Below are 18,706 nucleotides of genomic sequence, written 5' to 3'. Positions count from 1 at the left end.
CAAAAAACAGATTGATGCCAGCGTCCTTCATTGGCATCAATTTTAAATCCACGTCCCATTTATGAGACTTGCGCTAAACTTTCATTTACGTGCGTTCACTTGCAAATGCTTTGCATTGTCACTGCGGGTACAAAGTGCATGGTGACCCCAAGCCCATGGCCGTTAAACATAGGTGGCTGGATGTCATCATCGGAACTTTCAACTGGGAATGATGGGACTGTAAATGGCATTGGTTGGAGAGCAAGAACATGCAACAGACGGCTTCTCTCATGGTGCCTTGTTGACGCGTGCAGTCTTGGTTTTTTTTGGTTGTTTGTTCACAGCGCTCCTTGCCATTTATTTGCTTCGCCAACCCGGCAGTTCTGCATTCACTTGGTATGCCAATGGCCTCGCGATCGCGCTCATCACTCTTGCACCTAAATCACAACGGCTTTTCCTGATTGGTACTGCGTTTGGCGCGATCGTGCTCGCCAATATCCTGTTCGGTGATGCACTCATGCAAAGTGTGCAACTTGCACTCGCCAACACATCAACTATCGCGGTTGGCAGTCTTGCTCTCGCACACATCAACCGTACCTCCTCACCGTTTATTTCAATGCCTGCGTTTTATGTATTCGTGCTGTTGGTCGTCGTGATTAGTCCACTGTTTGGTGCCATTTCTGGTGGCTTTATCTTGCACAAAGCACTGTCGATACCTCTGATTGAGATCGTGATGGATTGGTACTTTGGCGACGTGATCGGTATTTTGTCCATCACACCATTTACCTTTATATTGCTATACCGCCCAAACTATCTGCCCTCGTCCCTTGTAAGCGTCAAAGCACTCGGCTTGATTATCGGCATTGGCGTACTTTGTGGATATGTGCTTTCACATGTGGCTTATCCATTCATTGCCATTGCGTTTGCGCTCATTCTTGCTAGCTCCATCCTTGATCGACTGTCTGCGTTCGCAGCCGCATTTACCGTGTCATTAGTACTCGACTTTCTCTTGATGTCGCCGTCAACCAACCTTGTTGAAGGTTTGTCTACAACCGCTCCCTCACTCTTACTCCCTCCAGTCGCCGGCGCCATGTTTATAGGCGTATTGCTGGCTGTGAAATCTGCACGTTTACAAGAAATACAAAAAATGAGCGATGAGAAAGCCTCACTGTTTTCGGATGCCATGGACGTCTCGGTTGTGGGTATGGTGATGGCGTCACCAGACGGGACGGTATTGAATACAAACCGAAGCTTTCTCGCCATGCTTGATCTGAATGCCGATGAATTAGACGGCAGTGACTTTAATCAGCTTATTTTTCATGCAGATCGCCAAAAGCTTCGAGAGCAATGCCATGACCTGGCCATGGCGAACAACACTCACTTTCAAATTTCTGCCCGCTTACTCACGAAAAAAAAGCGCGTGATTTGGACGCAAATTGGCGTGTCGGCTGTGCAAGATCGATGGTCAGGGGAAATTACCAATTTTATCTACCAAATTAGGGATATAGACAAAGAGCGACGAATTGATACAGAGCGAAATTTGTGGGCCCAGAAGTTTGAATTTGCTTTGGGTATTAACCGCATCACTGTCTATGAAATGGCGACGAATACTAAGTATATTCAGTTGTCTGAGAATGCATTTCAGGCCATTGGCATTAATGCCTTTAGCATACGGAAAATGTACGAATGGATGGCGCGCATCCACCCCGAGGACCTACGAGAGTACCAACATTCCATAAGCCAAATTGGGTCGGAAGCATTGGCGATGGAGTATCGAATATTAGATGACAACAACACCTATCGATGGATACGCGATTGTAGCCAACCGGTAGAAAACAAAAATGAAGACGCGGTTGAAAAAGTCATCGGCACCATCACCGACATTAGCCATGAGCGCGATAAACTTTCTAGAAGCACACAGCAAGGCGATTCATGCCATAGCTTGGAAGCTGGCCATATTGCCGTTTGGGAATACCATAGGGACACTGATGAGCTTGTCTGGGATGCGGAAATGTACGCAATCTTTGGCTTAACGAATAACGACGTCATCAATAAGCAATCTTGGAGCGATCTACTTCACTCAGATGATCAGCCGCAATTTGACGCGCTATTTACCACAATGCCGACATCCCAACCACATGATCTCCATCAAATCCATGTTCGAAGCGCCGCCAACCTCGACGAAAACACCCGCTACGCCATCATGGCAAAATCAACCGACGACCCTCAGCACCTTGTCGGTATTTGTACAAACATGCCCAATATTGCCTCGCAGGCACAGCATGCCACCAACAGCCTGCTGACAGCGGCCATTCATGCCTCTAACGACGGTGTTATTGTGTTGGATGCGAACCTCAACATTCAGGCGTTTAATCAAAGCTCTTGTGACATGATGCATTGCTGCGACAGTGACGTCGGCAAGCCAATCGACTCTCTGTTTTTACTGTTTGATGGCGACCAATTATTGACTTTTGAACACATGCTTAAATGCGCAAGCGGTGAGTATTTTTCGATTAATAATGTCTTTTGGTTACAGACCGCAAGAGGTGTCAATATCCAAATCGCACTCCGAGCCAAGCCAGCTCTATCGGAAGTAAACACTCTTGAAGGGTGGATCATTACCCTTCAGCACATATCTAAAGCCAGTTGGGTCGATGATTCAAACAAACACGTTTTGGTCGATCCGTTAACCGGACTCCCGAATCGGAGAGATTTCGAAGGCGTACTCCAACACTATATCGATTCGGAGACGGATAAACCCGGAGAACACATTGTCGCTGTCATTAAATTGAAGGGACTGCGCTCACTATCAGACTTACTCGGAAAACCAGCACGTGATCAAATCATCAAATCTTCCGCCATTGTGCTGAGAAGCATGATTAAAAGTGATGAATACTTGGCTCGAATTGATGACAACAAATTTGCTGTGCTTTTGCCTCAGCATTCCCTCATTGCCGCAAAATCACGCGCTGAAAACATCGTTGCTCGACTGGATCAACTCCAGTTTCAACATGACTCTCCAAGTCTTAGTGTTTCGAGCGCTATTGGCTTGGTTGCCATTGATGACCAATACACAGCGGCTTTGCTGTCGCTTTACCACGCCGATATCGCATTGACATCAGCATTAGCCCTTCCCTACGAAAAGGTGGCAGCATTCGATGGCTCAGTTCCCGATAATTACCAACCATATGGCAATGACAACCTCCTACAACAAATCGATGCCGCCATATCTAACAATGCCTTTACGCTACTATGCATGCCTATCGTCGCCCATCGCAAAGACCTAACAACATGGCACGAAGTACTCATTAGAATGATCACTGATGACGGCAAACTATTATTGCCACATGTGTTTTTCAATGCGGCAGAAAAAACAGGTCGACTTATCAATATTGAACGCTGGGTATTTCGTGAAGTATTGGAAACACAAGGCAAGGCATTGCAAGAATCGGGGTTGTCCATTGCCATTAATATTTCATCGTCCGCTTTCTACGACGATACGTTTATTGAACATTGCATTGCACTGATCAAAAAAAGCCCATTACCACCTGCGAATCTTTGCATTGAAATACATCAAAGCACCCTTCTTATTGATAAGGCAAAAGCCAAAGAAGTCATCTCGTCTTTTAGAGAGTTAGGCTGTGAAGTGGCAATTGATAATTTCGGCTCTGACGTTGGCGTCTTTAGCGATTTGAAAACGCTTAATATCACTTTACTAAAAATCGACAGCAGTTTGATTTCGCTGATGAAATCGAGCCGCGTCGAGCAACGTATTGTTGAGTCTATCAAACAAATCAGTGATTCGATGAACGTCAAAACCGCAGCGACAAAAGTAAACAACGAAGATGATTACCAACAGGTGAAACTGGCTTGTTTGGATTACTCTCAAGGCTATGTTTATGGAGAACCAACGCCACTCACACGCATCATTTCGTCTTCAAAAGCGGGAATAAGTCACCCTCTAATTTATCCAAAATCCGCCAGCTGAACCTGACAAAATTCGAACATCTCCATCACAGAGTCATCATTGCTTACTTTCTATTTTTTCGTTTTTCACATTCAATGCTAAACACTCAAGTATCCTGAAGGCGCAGTTTTCAGCGAGTTTTACTCGACGTTGCTTGAACATAACAACTGGCATTGAACGCAAAGGCAGGCAAATGAAAGATTGTGACTATCTGGTGATTGGCGCTGGCATTGTTGGGCTTAGCGTCGCGCATGAACTGCAAACGCGTTACCCCAACGCCAAAGTCATTGTTGTCGAAAAAGAAATTCAAGTCGCTAATCATCAAACGGGCCGTAATAGCGGTGTGATTCATGCTGGGGTCTACTATACGCCAGGCAGCATGAAGGCCAAATTTTGCACCGAAGGTAACCTCGCAATCAAAGCGTTTTGTCGAGAGCATGCCATTGCGTTTGAAGAGTGTGGCAAGTTACTGGTGGCAACCAATGACACCGAACTTCAAAGAATGGAAGCGCTGAAAGTTCGCGCAAAAGACAATGGTCTTGAATTTGATGTTCTGGATACTGCGCAGCTACGCCTGAAAGAACCCAATATTGAAGGTGTTGGCGCGATATATGTTCCATCGACAGGCATTGTCAGTTATCGACAAATCTGTGAGAGACTTGGAACGATGATCAAGAGCCATGGTGGTGACGTCATATTTCACGCCAGTGTCGAGTATATTCAAGAAACCGACGACGGAGTCACGGTTGTCGCGGGCACACAGATTATTCATACCAACAAAGTAATTGCCTGCGCAGGTATCATGTCTGACCGCATTATTCGGATGCTTGGCGAAACGCCAGATTTCCAAATGGTGCCTTTTCGTGGCGACTACTTTCAATTGCCCCATCAGCACAACAACATCATTTCTAGCCTGATCTACCCAATCCCCGATCCGGCTCTCCCCTTTCTGGGCGTGCACCTTACCAAAATGATCGATGGCTCAGTTACCGTGGGACCCAATGCCGTGTTAAGCCTCGCTCGCGAAGGCTATTCTCGGTTTTCATTCTCCATGAAAGACACCGCTGAGATGCTGCAATATAGCGGCTTTTATAGCCTTCTTCGACGCAACTTTTCATCTGCTATGAAAGAGCTTCGCAACGGTGTTTGGAAGCAAGGTTATTTAAAAGAAGTCCAAAAATACTGCCCATCACTGACGCAAGACGATCTCCTCGCTTACCCCTCCGGTATTCGCGCACAGGCGGTTTACCAGAACGGCGACATGGTGGATGATTTCCTCTTCCACCAAACAGCGCATACGTTGGTGGTGTGTAATGCTCCCTCTCCAGCAGCGACGTCCTGCTTCCCTATCGCGCGGCACATTGTTGACAAATTAACCGATTGAGGTCAACGCACGAATTTGGCACTGCTTTCGTCACGATTTCCCACAAACTTCTTTCCTTTTTTTAAGGCTGAGCATAGCATCGTCGCCACTATTCTAGAGTCGGCGACAGTCCCTCTCGGCCTTACGCCAACCATTTGATAAAAGCACGCTTCACGCTGAAAAAGAGATAAAATTCCGCCATGAGAAAAGCAGTTCTCCTTCTATGCACGGCGCTGTTCACAGGGTGTACGATAGCCCCTGAAAGCAACGACATTGTTACCCCTCCTATTGCTGGGCAACCCCTCTCAGACGCTAACAAAAAAGCCATTGCCACCCTGTTTTCGCTGCTCGCCAAAGAAGCCAAGAAACACTGGGGAGATGACGATTATGTTGAATCCAGTAAACACCGCTATGTGAAGTATCTTGATGGCTATCAAACACGTGCCCACATTGATTTTGATGCGGGCAAAATTTACGTTTCAACGGTGTCTCAGCATCAACCGATGGAAAAACTGCACAAAGCCATCGTACAAACCGTGCTGATGCCCGCCGATCCGAAAGACGTTGAACAGTTCAGCGACAAAGACGTAAAGCTATCAGGAAAGCCTTTCTTTATGGGGCAGATTGTCGATCAAGAAGGCAAGTCCATTGAGTGGGAATGGCGCGCCAATCGCTTTGCGGGCTATATGATTAACAACAAACTGCAATCGAAGCCTATCAAGCAAGGGAAAGCGTATTACGTTCAAATTGACATGGTGAAAGACCACCTCGAACAACGCGAATACCAATACGCCAGCATGGTGCGCGACGCGTCAAAGCGCTATGACATACCTGAAGATCTGATTTACGCGGTGATCAAAACCGAAAGCAGTTTCAACCCTTATGCGGTCAGCCACGCTGGCGCTTACGGTTTAATGCAGGTCATCCCAAAAACGGCGGGCGCGGATGTGTTTAATCTGGTCAAGAAAAAGCCGGGCATGCCGACCAAAGAATACCTTTTCGACCCCGCAAGCAACATTGATACGGGTACAGCTTACCTGCACATTCTGAAAACCCGCTATCTGCGTGAAGTCACCAATCCTTCGTCGCGCCACTTCAGCATGATTTCGGCATACAACAGCGGCACTGGTGGCGTACTGTCTACCTTCCATACAGACAGAAAAAAAGCCATGGTGATGCTTAACCAGAAATCACCAACGCAAGTATATGACGCGCTGACGACTGAGCATCCCAAAGGTGAAGCAAGGCGCTATCTGCAAAAAGTGCTGTATTTCCAAAAAGACTTCACTCAAGGGAAGATATAACGCTGGTGAGACACAATCTGACTACACCTCATAAAAATGAGCGGTTCTGACATGTTGTTGATCAGCTAAATCTTTTATCAGCAGATTCAACAGAAATGCCGCGATGTTCGCGGCATTTTTTATGCTCGCTCAATATCGAAAGTCGTCGCCATTTACCATCCACACCCTCAACCGCTTTCCCCCCTCACGCGCTGGTTAACGCTACCCCGAATAATAATGAGAAAATCTCTTGTCACAAAACACTAGACCGACCGGTTTGTTTTATTGTATTTTAGCCACTCCTAAAACAAGAGATCGCGGCATGAACACCATGACATCCATCGAGCAAATGAAAAAACACCACCTTCAAATGAAGCAAGCGTTCAACCGCAACCCCATGCCGACAATCGATGCACGGGTTGATAAGTTAGTACGTTTGAAAGCAGCCCTGATCAGCTATAGCGATAATATCTGCCAAGCCATGAATCAAGATTATGGAAGACGTAGCGTGCAAGACACACTAATGGCCGACATATTGCCGTGCGTTGCCAACATCGATTACAGCATCGACATGCTCAGTGACTGGATGTCACCTTCTGTTCGACACCCAAGTGCGTTGCTCGCTAGTTCTCACGTTGAGGTGATATACCAACCTAAAGGGGTTGTTGGTATCGTCACACCTTGGAATTTCCCGATCATGTTGTCGGTCGGGCCATTGATTGGGGCAATCGCGGCGGGCAACCGTGCGATGATTAAAATGAGCGAATTTACACCCGCCACCAATCAAGTTTTGGCCATCATGTTGGCATCGGTATTCGATATCGATGAAGTGATCGTGGTTGAAGGTGAGGCGGACGTATCGTCGCAATTTACTGCACTTGCGTTTGATCATTTGCTGTTTACTGGATCAACAGCCGTAGGGCGCTTAGTCATGAGAGCCGCTGCCGACAACTTAACACCTGTTACGTTAGAGTTGGGGGGCAAATCTCCTGTCATTGTCGCGGACGATGTTTCCATGGAGCTAGCAGTAGAGCGCATCATTTATGGCAAAAGCCTTAACAATGGCCAAGTGTGTGTCGCGCCTGATTATGTTCTTGTACCTGAACAACAAAAAGACGCGTTCATTGCAGAGTACAAAAAGCAGTATCAAACGTTGTTTGTCGATGGCGTAGATTCTGAGAACCTCACCTCGGTCGCCAATGATCGTCAATTCCAGCGCATCTCATCATTACTGAACAGTGAAATTGAAGCAGGCACGCGTGTTGAGCCTTGTCATGAAAACCGTATTGATGCAGGACAACATCGTCTAGTGACACACCTTGTTGTTGAGCCAAAACTCACAGCAAGCATCATGGAAGAAGAAATTTTTGGTCCACTGCTGCCAGTGATTGGCTACACCGACATTGAACAGGCGATTGCGATTGTGAATAGCAAACCGCGCCCATTGGCCTTGTACCTCATGTCATTTAATGTCGATTTACAAACACGTATTAAAACCACCATTCATTCCGGTGGTATGTGTATCAATGATTGTGTTTTCCACCTTGCGGTAGACGATGCGCCATTTGGTGGCATTGGAGAATCAGGACAGGGAAATTATCATGGGAAAGAAGGTTTCACGACGTTTTCACATGCAAAAACAGTGATGACGAGCGGCAAAGACCACCCAATCAAACTCCTATTTGAAACTGGCGACAATAACTTTAAATCACAAGTCCTGTCGCTATTAGGAAAATAAGAAAACTCTGGGTGGCTCTAGGTGACCCTAGGTGGCTATGGGTGGTGAAAGAAAAGGCAATGTCATGCTGAGAAGCTCACCTTGGTGAGCTTCGTTTACTCCATCACTTCAAGCGTTTTTTCCATCGCGACATTCAAGAAGCCGCGATCTCTTTGTATCGCTGCCAGCAGCGTGCTGCCAAGCCAAAGGCTAAAGATAGAGCGCGCCGCGTCGTAACCATTGGAAATATGAAAATGCCCGAGCGATGTTCCTTCAGAGAAAAAGTCACCCATGCGTGTGATCACTTTCTCTGCACCGTCACTTAATACCGCCTGCATGTGAGTGGAGCCGCCAGAAACTTCGCCAGAGAGTTTTACAATTAAGCACTTAATTCTAAAGTCTTCGGTCAGTTTCTCGTCAGTCCAATACTGAAAATAGGCATGAACACGCGCTTTATAGCTCAGTTCAGGATCCGTTAAAAAGCGCTCTAACGTGGCAAGGTGCTCGTCATAATAATTGTTGAGTAGCACAGTGCCGAAGTACTCTTTGGACTTAAAGTGATGATAAAAAGATCCTTTCGTCGCATTGGCAGCGTTGATAATGCTCATCAAACCTAAGCTGGCAAATCCCTGTTCGCTAATCAAATCAAAGCCAACATCTAACAGTGTTTGTTTTAAGTCTTTCATCGTGATCACTCAATATCATCAGGTGCCAATTATAAAGGCTAGGCATACCAACCGTACAGTCTAGGTTTTACTCACAACATGCGCAGATCGGTCTCAGGTCTGCAATAGCCGATAACGGCGGCTCTCCCTACAATTAAACGTGCATAGAGAAACGGGCATACAAAATGACGACATTATCCATTGTGCTAGCTGGGGCTACGGGCTTAATCGGGCACAGCATTTTACAACAAGCATTAAAAGACCTTTCCATCGATAAGGTCTCTGTTTTAACGAGGAAAAATCTCGATATTGAGCATGAAAAATTAACGCAATGGGTCAGTATTGATTTAAGCCTCATTGAATCTGATCAGCAGTTACCGCCGCCGGCAATTGGTATTATCGCTTTGGGAACAACGTTAAAAAAAGCAGGCACCAAAGAAAAACTGCACGACATTGATGTGGTGCTGGTGGTTAATACAGCTCGGCGCATGAAAGATCTGGGCGTTCAACACATTGTGGTCGTGTCTTGTTATGGTGCAAGCACCAATGCCAAATCGCACTATTTACGTTGTAAAGGAGAGATGGAAGACAAGGTCGAAGCGCTAAAGTTTGCGCGAACAACGTTTTTACAACCGGGGCCGCTGACAGGCACTCGTGACGAATCAAGGCAGGATGAAGCCATTCTTCAATTTGTATTAAGAGGGCTAACACCACTAATGAAAGGCCGTTTTAGCAACTATATTCCCATTCACGCCAACACGGTTGCACAGGCAGCACTCGGTGTCATTCACACTCCCATTCAATATGACGTAGAACGTCTGTCATCAACGTCAATAAACCTTCTCGCTAAAACATACGGCGATAACGTCGATTCTGCCTTCCCTTAGCCAACCCATGCAGGAGTAACTTATGAATAGACAAACCATCAAATGGGGATTCATTGCAGCAGGCGCAATGAACATCGGCGGAGTATTGCTGTTTTCACGTGCCTTCACCAATAGTGTTATCAATCAAACAGATCCCGTCGTGATGTCGAATTTCGGATTAATGATGATCGCGGTATGGGGACTGGCGTACCTTGGTGCTTCGACGATCCAGTCAAACATCCGTTGGCTCGCTGGCGCATTTGCATTAGAGAAATTGGTATATGTGGTGACTTGGCTAAGTTGGTTCAGCCAAAACAGCTTAGGAGACGTATACGACAAAGACCTTTTCGCTGGCATTTTCTACACCATCTACGGGGCAAACGATCTGATCTTTATGCTGTTCTTTGCGTTGGTCTTTTGGGCACAGAGAAACAGGTAACGCATTGAATTTTCGGTTAGGCAAGCCGGAGACGTGTCAGCCTCTGAGCACCAGAGAATTACAGTTCAGCAACAGAAACGCCGCGCATTGTCGCGGCGTTTTTAGCATCAATCGCGTGGGTTAGCTTGTTAGCCATTTATGCATCACGTAGCTATCAACCAACCCTAGCTGAGCGTGCCTATAGGCTTTTGGAATCGTCCCGATAATCGTAAACCCTAGCTTTTCCCAAAGCCTGATAGCCACATCGTTAGTAGATACAACACTGTTGAATTGCATGGCTTCGAAGCCAAGCTCAACGGCAATGTGCTGTGAGTGTTCACACATCCGGCGCGCGACGCCTTTGCCTCTGGCTTCACTGGATACCATATAGCCACAATTACAAATGTGGCTGCTCGGGCCCATCGCATTTGGCTTAATGTAATACGTGCCAAGTATCTGACCGTTTTCAACGAAGACAAAGGTTCTTTGCGGCATTTCACACCATAGGGTATAGGCCTGCGCTTTCGTCATATTAGGGTCGAATGCATAGGTTTCTTGAGCGTGAATAACCGCAGAAAATGTCGGCCAAAATGAATCAAAATCCTCTTTGGTGATTTCCCTAATCATGGCGCTTCCTTATGAACATTCCGTTAGCGGTAACTGGCAATTTTATCCAATCAACCTGACGATGCGAAATTCAGATTGATTGAGTATATTCAAACCGCCCACTTTTGACGTTAAAACCCAATTTTTCAAACAAAGCCTGAGAGCGAAAATTGCCACTTTCAATGTCAGCATAAAGCTTTCCGATACCCAATGATTTTGCATGGGAAAACAACAAAGGGAGCGCTTCTGACATATAGCCCTGTCGCCAATACGCTGAATTTAGCAAGCAGCCAACTTCACAAGCATCCCCGCTGTGACTAAAACTATGCAAACCACACGTACCGATAACCTTGTTAGTTGACCGCTCTACCACTGCCCATTCTAAAGACTCACCAGAGGCTTCTAGACGCGTTACGCTTTCCAACAGTTGCTTAATCATACCTTGGGAACTAAATGCGGGGTCAGATGCAAATTCCATCGTTTGGGCGTTGCCATAAATCTCAAACAGATCTTCGGCATCACGCGTTTCGATGGTTCTTAAATCAACTCGGTTTCCTGATAAATCAGGTTTCATTTGTCTGCTTTGCCTTAAACAAGATGATACGGAAGTTCGGAAGATACTGATTCACATATCAGCGGAGAAATACCTCCTATCGCCAATTGTCTGGATTGTCGCATTTCTCACTTTCTAAGTACTTTTCTGGAAGTGTGGCGATATAGGCTTCGCCTGCACATGTCCCAACAATAGTTCCCCAGTGTGCCCCATCATTTGGCTGAACGAATGTCTCAGGCAAGCTATCTTGATAGTTGCTCAAACAAACTCGCGTTGCTGATGCCGCGGTTTCTTCGCACTGCACGGGAGTGACATCAAAGCACTGTCGAAAATACTGTTGAGGGGCACAGAATGCAGTGGGTAGCGCTGTTTTCATCGCGTTGACCCAGTCTGCTTTCTCTACTTCAAATGCACTTGTCGAAAATGACCCTGCGATAGAGAGTAACGCGATATATGTTAAAACTTTCATTGACCTTCCTTGTTGATACAACGTTAATTCACACATCACTCTTTCTTGCTCGTTCGCTCGTCACATCAGTGGTATCCAAGAGCAAGTATCTCTCATTCTATGGCCTTGATATTTATCCTGATCTCTTAAAGCACCATACGACTTAAATAGGTCATACACTGCGGGGAACGCTAACAGTGAAAGCAACCACAGAAAGAAATCATCAATACCTAAGAACACGATTGCTGCTAGGCAAGAGAGACTCATCGTGAATACGACCCAGTTCATCACAATATGCATACGCTTAAAACTAACAAATGCGGCCCAATCATAAATGTACCAATCATTTGAGAACATGCCACATTGCTTGCACACATGAGATACAGGGAGGTTCTCCGTAATAGCATCACAATGAGAGCAACGAGCTTTCTTCATTGAAATGAACCTTTTTCGGCTTTTATCCGACACTAAAATAACGACACTTCAAAATCTTACGATATGACGCCGAACTTACTTAAGCCTTTTGGCGACCTGTTAGTGACTCTTAGAGGCATGTTTGATCGTTATGAATAGGCATCCCATTCAGGCAACAAAATCCTAAAGCGAGGGTATGCCCATGTGCAGATGGCTTTGCGGTAGAAAAGCGAAAGGAGTGCAGGTGGGAACGATAGAATGCGATTTATCACTGATGACAAATCGCAAAACTATCATGATTGCGGCATCGACACAGTAACCCCCAAGCCTGGCTTACTGTCTGTGAGCGTGATGGTGCCGTGATGCAAGCCTGCCACGGCTTTGGCAAGCGATAGTCCCAGCCCTAAACCACCGTCAGTGCGGCTTTTATCGACGCGATATAGACGCTCAAACACCCGCTCTCTTTCCGGTTCAGGAATACCTGGGCCGTTATCTTCAACAGTGAGCCAAAGATCGTGACTCGTTAACGAACTGCCGCAACTTAGCTGGATCTGACTGCCTTCAGGGCAGTATCTCAAGGCATTTTCAATCAAGTTCGCGACTTGTTGAATAAGCAGCTCTCTGTCGCCCTGCAACAAAAGCGGTTCGGTTGGCATATTCACCACCAGCAGCATTCCGGCATCTTCAGCGACATCACCATAGATTTCCGTCACGGTATCCATGATTTGTACTAAATCCACTTGTGTAAAACGGCTTCGACGCGCCCCTGATTCAATTTGGGAGATACGCAAAAGCGCATCAAAAATAGAAGCTAGTCGTTGTGAATCCGCCAATGCATGATCAAGCTCCTGCATAAAGGCATCTTGCTCAGTCACGTTCAACGCTTCTGCCTCGTCGCGGAGCGTCAGAAGGTTATGACGTAAACGCGTAATGGGCGTTTTTAGTTCGTGAGCGATGTTGGCAGAAATGTCACTCATTGCTGCGACCGAGCCTTCAAGGCGGGACAGCATTTCATCGACGGATACCGATATTCGGGCTAGGTCGTTATAGGTATGTCGCTCACCGGTACGCGCAGATAAATCTCCATCGGCGGCTAAATTCAATACACGTTCAATGCGGTTGATACGCTTTTGGCTCAAGCGCCCCATCGCTATCACGATGACGGTCGTAAACAGTGAAACCAAGATACCCGCAAGGATGAATCCTGACGTGAGTACAGCCAGAATTTCGTCATCTTCGATGGGGTCGTCATCAACCTTTTTGTCATGCCTCTTCGCCAATTCACGAGACTCTTTGACGATTTCGCGATTTTGGCTACTCAGTTCATGGTCAACATAAACAAACGTCACTGTCGCCATGAGCACAAGGCTGAGCAAAGAGACGGCACCAAACATTAATCCTTGCTGTGTCGCGGAGGTTTTCATCCAAGGCGGGAGTCGATCCAATAATCTGCGGCGAGAGAAAAACCGTCGTGCCGATGCGAGATAGGAGGCGATCATTTATCGCCCCCGAGATCACCCGAGTGCGATGTCTTTTCGCTGTCTGCACTGTCTGCACTGTCTGCACTGTCTGCACTGTCTGCACTGTCTGAGCGTACCTTGCGATCAAGCTTATAGCCCGCGCCACGCACGGTTTGGATCAAGCTGTCGCCAAAGGGTTTTTCAATCTTGTTTCTTAAGCGGCTGATATGGGTTTCTACCACGCTGGTTTGCGGGTCGAAGTGAATGTCCCACACATGCTCAAGCAGCATGGTACGCGTGATCACGCGCCCCGGGTGGCGCAAAAATAGTTCGAGGATACGAAACTCTTTGGGCTGCAAATCGAGCGCCACACCTTGTCGCGTTGCCGTGTGTTCAAACAAGTTGATCACCACGTCGTCGTAACTCAGTTCTGGCTTGGTTTCGTTGGCTTTCAATACCGAGCGGCGAGATAGCGCAGTGACTCGCGCCAGCAGTTCAGAAAAAGCGAAAGGCTTGGTCAGGTAATCATCGCCACCCGCTTCAAGCCCTTCCACGCGATCATCAACGCCGCCCAGTGAAGTAAGAAATAATATCGGTGTGCCGATTTGAGCGGCGCGGAGTGCTTTCACTAAGGACAAACCGTCTAAGCCGGGAAGCATGCGATCCACCACCGCCACATCGTATTGTTCGGTCATGCAAAGGGTTAACGCATATTTACCATTGTCAGTCACTTCAACCTGATGGCCCGCTTCACGAAACCCTTTTTCAACAAAACTGCTAAGACTAACATCGTCTTCAACCAGTAATATTCGCATGCATTTTCTCTCTGTCACGCTGGGGTTTACACCGCAGCAATTGGCTCGTCGTTAGCGTTTTTATACGTTGGGTTGGCAACGTCGTTTTCAAACTGACGTTGTTTCCATGCAGCGATGACCATGGCCGCCACACCCGCTAACAGTGTGATTCCTAGTGTAACCAGTCCCAGCATGAAAAGCAGAGAAAAACTCACAACGCCAATGACTGTCGTCAGGCCGTCTTCTCGTACTCGTTTCGACATTGCTTTTGCACGTAACCATAGGTTTGACATCAATTTACGCATAATGACTCCTCATCGGCACAGCGATATCTGTGCCGTAATCAATGTGGGCAGTGGCGTTGCCACCACTCGTTCATCGTATTGTGGTTTTGTTTTGATTGAGTGTGTGATTGTAAGGTTGTGCGGTTTTATTTGGCCGCTTGCACCATCGCATCAATGTGTGTTTCTACGCGTTTACCATTGGCATCCAACAGTTCGACTTCATAGGTAATGTCACCCCAGTGATCATCAACATCCACACTCCAAGCTTTGCCGCCAAACTCGGCTTCTGCTTGCGCAACGGCTTGCTCTAAAGACACATAGGTGTTGTTCTTCAGTCCAGATACCCACATGGCGTTTTCCACTTGGTCATCATGATCGTCGTGGTCATGATTACGACGTTTTTTCGTCAAGATGACATCGCCCGTTTGGGCATCAATGATGGTTTTAAGCTCTTGACCGTCAGCAGACGCGAGTTCAATTTCGTAAACCGCCTGCCCTTTTTTCATATCACGCTCAGCTTCTAAAGCCACCGCGCCCGTTTCATTTTTGGCTATTTCAACCGCTTGAAGCAGAGAAACCGCATCTTGATTCAGTGATGTTGGCGCATCACTCGCTTGGGCGGCACCCATCGCCATCATGGTGCTCATGCCAAGAAGTACAGAAACAGCAGCAGGTTTAAAATTCATGGTATTTTTCATGGTCACGTCCTCGTTATTGTTTTTTGTGCGACAGTCTGTGTTGCTGTCGATGAGATAACTTTACGCGGTGTCGTTTTCAAGGAGCTTTCCTGAACTATACATTTTTGTAAGGTTCGCTTTGGCGCGCTGTCTTGTTCACAACAAATCACAAAATCGAGGTTTTACAGTGTAAAAATAATTGGGCGGCGTGAAATAAAAAACGCCAGTAGGCACTGGCGTTTGAATAGGTTTTCAAATCAACACATTAAGCGTGTCGGAGCTGTCGTTGTTACGGACGCAATGTGGCAAAGTCCACAGCCTTGCCGCCTTGTTTTAGCGAGAAGAACAAGGTTTCACCGCTGCTGTCATCCACACCGTCATTATCGGTAATGGCGAAGGCATGACCACTATTGGTGATGGCAAAGCCCTCAATTTTGTCAGTAACGTAGCCACCAGTCGCTTTCAAATCAGGGATGAAGTCATACACCACCTCTTTTTTGACCAAAGGCAACGACTCACCCAGCGGCGCGGGTTCTACACCCGCCATGACAACGCGAGTCAATTGCTTCACCTTGGCCGCATCACCAATTTGATTGTCGCGTTCAATGATGTACAACGCGCCGTCATACGCTGTAATTTCTGACAAGCCAATCCAGCCTTTTTTTGCCACATCGGTTGGGTAACGTACGGCTTTCCACTCACCTGTCTTGGTGTTGTATTGCACCAACTTAACGGTGTTTTCTGGGTCATCTTTCCAGCTACGCTGAATCGCAATCCAAAGGTGGTCGCCAACGCGGGTGATACCCTCTGCGCCATAACGCTCTTCTACCGCCAATAGCTCCGCAGGGAAACCAACGGTATCAATGATCTTTCCGTTTGCATCTGTTCGGTACAGCGCATGCGGAACGTTTTTGTCTTTTCGCCCTTCAGAGGCTAGCCAAAAACCGCCCTTTCCATCCGTGGTGATCCCTTCCAAATCCAGTTTTTGTGCAGGCTTACCGTTGGCGGTAACCGAAATGCGCTGGGTGATTTTCGCAGGTTGAGTTGACGCATCAATCACGAAGATAGAAGGCTGCGCTTTGTAGAAGCTGTCATTGACTGCATACAAGGTGTTTTCGTTATTAGGATCGGCAACCAAACCGGACAATGCGCCCCAGCCAATAGGTTTGCCATCTTGCATCACCGATTCAATTTGCGGATAAGCCGGTGCATCCGTTGTCACTTGGTACAGCATCACGTGCGAACGTGCGCCGCCATCTTCAATCAAATCCGTTTCGTTTGCGGTCGCCAATAAACCACGGCTTGGGATCGCCACAGCGGATTCAGGGGAAATGCCAGAAGGCAGCAATTGCACAAATTCCGGCGCTGAACCCGTATCGCGATAAACGCCAACCAGTGACCCGCGCTCAGAGGTAACAAAGATAAACCGTTCGCCATTAAACGTGCCCACTTCTAGGCCTTCTGGCTCTACCCCTTTGTTGCCCGAGCGTTTTTCTGGGTAGTGCCCTGCCAGCGCCACGCGGTATTCAAAATCTAATCCAGATTCAAACAGCACTTTCCCGCTCTTATCGAAGATAGTAAAGCTGCGCGAACCGCCTTGATAATCGCCTTCGTTTGCGGTGACAAAGCGTGTGTCATCGAGCCATTTCACGGCATCAGGTTCGCGTTTGCGCGCCATTTGCTTACCGTCAAACGTTAGGGCGCGTTCTTCATCCAAATCGACGTTGTTTAGATCCACATCTCCGGCAGAGAAGTCGTTGATCACCGTCCCCGTTTTACCATTGACCACAACGAGGTGGTTGTTCTCTTGCAGCGTCACCACCACTTCGCCCAAGGCATTAATGTCAACGAACTCAGGTTCCGGATCGCTAGGCGCGATATCAGACAACCCCGTCATCGCGACTTTCTTTTGTCCATCACAATCCAACACGCCATTGGCTAGCGGAATGAGTGACAAATGGCCGGCAGGGAATTGAGGTAACACGCCGTCGTTCAAGTCTTCGTCGCGCTCATTTTCAATGGCAATCGCGACAAAGCTGCCGTCTTTTGCCACGGCAACAGAATCCGGCTGTCCGCCTAAATCACACTTGGCAATTTGCTTGCCTGTATCCAAACGGCCTTGTAGCAAAAAACCGGACGGTTGCGTGTAGCTTTGCGAGGTATTAATGGCGCTAACAAAGGTGTTTCCTACCACGTCGACGGCGGTTGGTTCACCTCCCATTGAGATAAAACCTTTGCTTCGTGGTTGTTTAGGGTCGCGGATATCCACCATGCCGATGCCATCTAACGGGCTGTCGGAATACACCAAGGTGTTGCCATCTTCACTGACGGCAATGATTTCCGCAGAGCTTTCATGCGTACGTTCTACACCTGCCGGAATATTATTGTCCGTTGAAAACGCACTGATTCGGTGGAACGACTGCTTGTCTGCAGCGTGAACGCCCGCCGTCACCGATGCCGCTAGAAAAGAGAGAAGAAGGGTATGCTTCGCACGCATGGGAAAACTCCTAAATACCAAAATAAGACGGCGCTACTTTTTCCTCTGGCGGTGACAATCACATGACAGTGAGATGGCAATTTGGTGATGCCGCGTAAATGTGCCTCAGAACAGTCAATTTGAGACATGCCGGTTTCACGTTGCAACATTATTGAGATCAAACATCGGGTTGATGACATGTTCTATGGTCTCACGCTCACAGACATGACAATGTTTTCGTTTGTCGCCACGATAACGGAGCCCTGTCATGCAACTTGCAGAACTGAACATTGCCCAAGCAAAAACCGCGATGGATGATCCGGTCATGAAAGATTTTGTCGATAACCTTGACCCTGTGAATGCCATGGCGGAAGCCTCACCGGGTTTTGTGTGGCGACTGAAGGATGATTCGGGCAATGCGACAGACATTCAGGTCTTTGACGACCCAAACCTATTGGTCAACTTATCTGTGTGGGACTCGGTGGAATCGTTGAAAACCTTTATGTTCAAAACCCACCACTTGAACATCATGAAACGTCGCAGTGAATGGTTTGAAAAGCCGAAGACTCACACCTATGTCATGTGGTGGGTCGAAGACGGACATATCCCATCGTTGCAAGAAGCCGTCGAGCGTTTGGAATACCTCCGTGAACACGGTGATAGCGCACACGCCTTCACGTTCGCAGACATCTTTTCGCCACCCGCCTAGCCCTCACGCAACCCAAAAGGAGCACTT

16 protein-coding genes are annotated in these 18,706 nt (G+C 47.4%); 7 read left to right on the top strand and 9 right to left on the bottom strand.

Going from position 1 to position 18,706, the window contains the following annotated elements; genetic code table 11:
• Positions 1-223 precede the first annotated feature (223 nt).
• The 4 genes from Q365_RS0101520 (at position 224) to Q365_RS0101505 (ending at position 8,330) form a co-directional block, all read left to right on the top strand.
• Positions 224-3,967, top strand: a complete 3,744-nt coding sequence (locus tag Q365_RS0101520) for an EAL domain-containing protein (RefSeq protein WP_028021682.1) — start codon at positions 224-226, stop codon at positions 3,965-3,967.
• A gap of 172 nt (positions 3,968-4,139) precedes the next feature.
• Positions 4,140-5,330 carry an L-2-hydroxyglutarate oxidase gene (gene lhgO, locus Q365_RS0101515; RefSeq protein ID WP_028021681.1) on the top strand — a complete coding sequence of 397 codons (1,191 nt, stop codon included), beginning with the start codon at positions 4,140-4,142 and terminating at the stop codon, positions 5,328-5,330.
• A 179-nt stretch (positions 5,331-5,509) separates the two neighbouring features.
• A complete protein-coding gene (mltC, locus tag Q365_RS0101510) occupies positions 5,510-6,613 on the top strand; it encodes a membrane-bound lytic murein transglycosylase MltC (protein WP_028021680.1) in 1,104 nt (367 codons plus the stop codon).
• 301 nt (positions 6,614-6,914) lie between these two features.
• The gene (locus Q365_RS0101505; RefSeq protein ID WP_028021679.1) at positions 6,915-8,330 is read left to right on the top strand and encodes a coniferyl aldehyde dehydrogenase; all 1,416 of its coding nucleotides are present in this window, start codon (positions 6,915-6,917) and stop codon (positions 8,328-8,330) included.
• A gap of 95 nt (positions 8,331-8,425) precedes the next feature.
• Here Q365_RS0101505 and Q365_RS0101500 read toward each other — a convergent pair whose 3' ends face one another.
• Positions 8,426-8,995: a TetR/AcrR family transcriptional regulator gene (locus Q365_RS0101500; protein WP_028021678.1), complete on the bottom strand. Its 570-nt coding sequence runs from the start codon at positions 8,993-8,995 to the stop codon at positions 8,426-8,428.
• Positions 8,996-9,159: 164 nt separating this feature from the next.
• Between Q365_RS0101500 and Q365_RS0101495 the strand changes: the two genes are divergently transcribed.
• Both Q365_RS0101495 and Q365_RS0101490 read left to right on the top strand, forming a co-directional pair.
• The gene (locus tag Q365_RS0101495; protein WP_028021677.1) at positions 9,160-9,861 is read left to right on the top strand and encodes an NAD(P)H-binding protein; all 702 of its coding nucleotides are present in this window, start codon (positions 9,160-9,162) and stop codon (positions 9,859-9,861) included.
• Between the two features lie 22 nt (positions 9,862-9,883).
• Positions 9,884-10,279, top strand: a complete 396-nt coding sequence (locus Q365_RS0101490) for a hypothetical protein (protein ID WP_028021676.1) — start codon at positions 9,884-9,886, stop codon at positions 10,277-10,279.
• 120 nt (positions 10,280-10,399) lie between these two features.
• Here Q365_RS0101490 and Q365_RS0101485 read toward each other — a convergent pair whose 3' ends face one another.
• From Q365_RS0101485 to Q365_RS0101445, 8 genes are all read right to left on the bottom strand, one after another.
• The gene (locus Q365_RS0101485; protein WP_028021675.1) at positions 10,400-10,885 is read right to left on the bottom strand and encodes a GNAT family N-acetyltransferase; all 486 of its coding nucleotides are present in this window, start codon (positions 10,883-10,885) and stop codon (positions 10,400-10,402) included.
• Between the two features lie 70 nt (positions 10,886-10,955).
• Complete coding sequence (locus Q365_RS0101480; RefSeq protein WP_028021674.1) at positions 10,956-11,438, bottom strand: GNAT family N-acetyltransferase; 483 nt, start codon at positions 11,436-11,438, stop codon at positions 10,956-10,958.
• Positions 11,439-11,514: 76 nt separating this feature from the next.
• Positions 11,515-11,886 (bottom strand): hypothetical protein, encoded by a 372-nt coding sequence (locus Q365_RS0101475; RefSeq protein WP_028021673.1) that lies wholly within the window; start codon positions 11,884-11,886, stop codon positions 11,515-11,517.
• A gap of 686 nt (positions 11,887-12,572) precedes the next feature.
• A complete protein-coding gene (locus tag Q365_RS0101465; protein WP_028021671.1) occupies positions 12,573-13,778 on the bottom strand; it encodes a sensor histidine kinase in 1,206 nt (401 codons plus the stop codon).
• Positions 13,775-14,554 (bottom strand): response regulator transcription factor, encoded by a 780-nt coding sequence (locus Q365_RS25245; protein WP_245621468.1) that lies wholly within the window; start codon positions 14,552-14,554, stop codon positions 13,775-13,777. The genes Q365_RS0101465 and Q365_RS25245 overlap by 4 nt, the downstream gene beginning before the upstream one ends.
• A gap of 26 nt (positions 14,555-14,580) precedes the next feature.
• Positions 14,581-14,838, bottom strand: coding sequence for a hypothetical protein (locus Q365_RS0101455; RefSeq protein WP_035024241.1), 258 nt, complete (start codon positions 14,836-14,838; stop codon positions 14,581-14,583).
• A gap of 125 nt (positions 14,839-14,963) precedes the next feature.
• Complete coding sequence (locus Q365_RS0101450) at positions 14,964-15,515, bottom strand: PepSY domain-containing protein (protein WP_028021669.1); 552 nt, start codon at positions 15,513-15,515, stop codon at positions 14,964-14,966.
• A gap of 268 nt (positions 15,516-15,783) precedes the next feature.
• On the bottom strand, positions 15,784-17,991 hold the full coding sequence (locus tag Q365_RS0101445; RefSeq protein ID WP_028021668.1) for an esterase-like activity of phytase family protein: 2,208 nt from the start codon (positions 17,989-17,991) through the stop codon (positions 15,784-15,786).
• 247 nt (positions 17,992-18,238) lie between these two features.
• Here Q365_RS0101445 and Q365_RS0101440 point away from each other — a divergent pair, with 247 nt between their 5' ends.
• Positions 18,239-18,679, top strand: a complete 441-nt coding sequence (locus tag Q365_RS0101440; protein WP_028021667.1) for a DUF3291 domain-containing protein — start codon at positions 18,239-18,241, stop codon at positions 18,677-18,679.
• The last annotated feature ends 27 nt before the right edge of the window (positions 18,680-18,706 follow it).

The organism is Enterovibrio calviensis DSM 14347, assembly GCF_000621165.1.
Classification (GTDB): domain Bacteria; phylum Pseudomonadota; class Gammaproteobacteria; order Enterobacterales; family Vibrionaceae; genus Enterovibrio; species Enterovibrio calviensis.
This window is presented reverse-complemented; position numbering and strand designations above follow the sequence as displayed.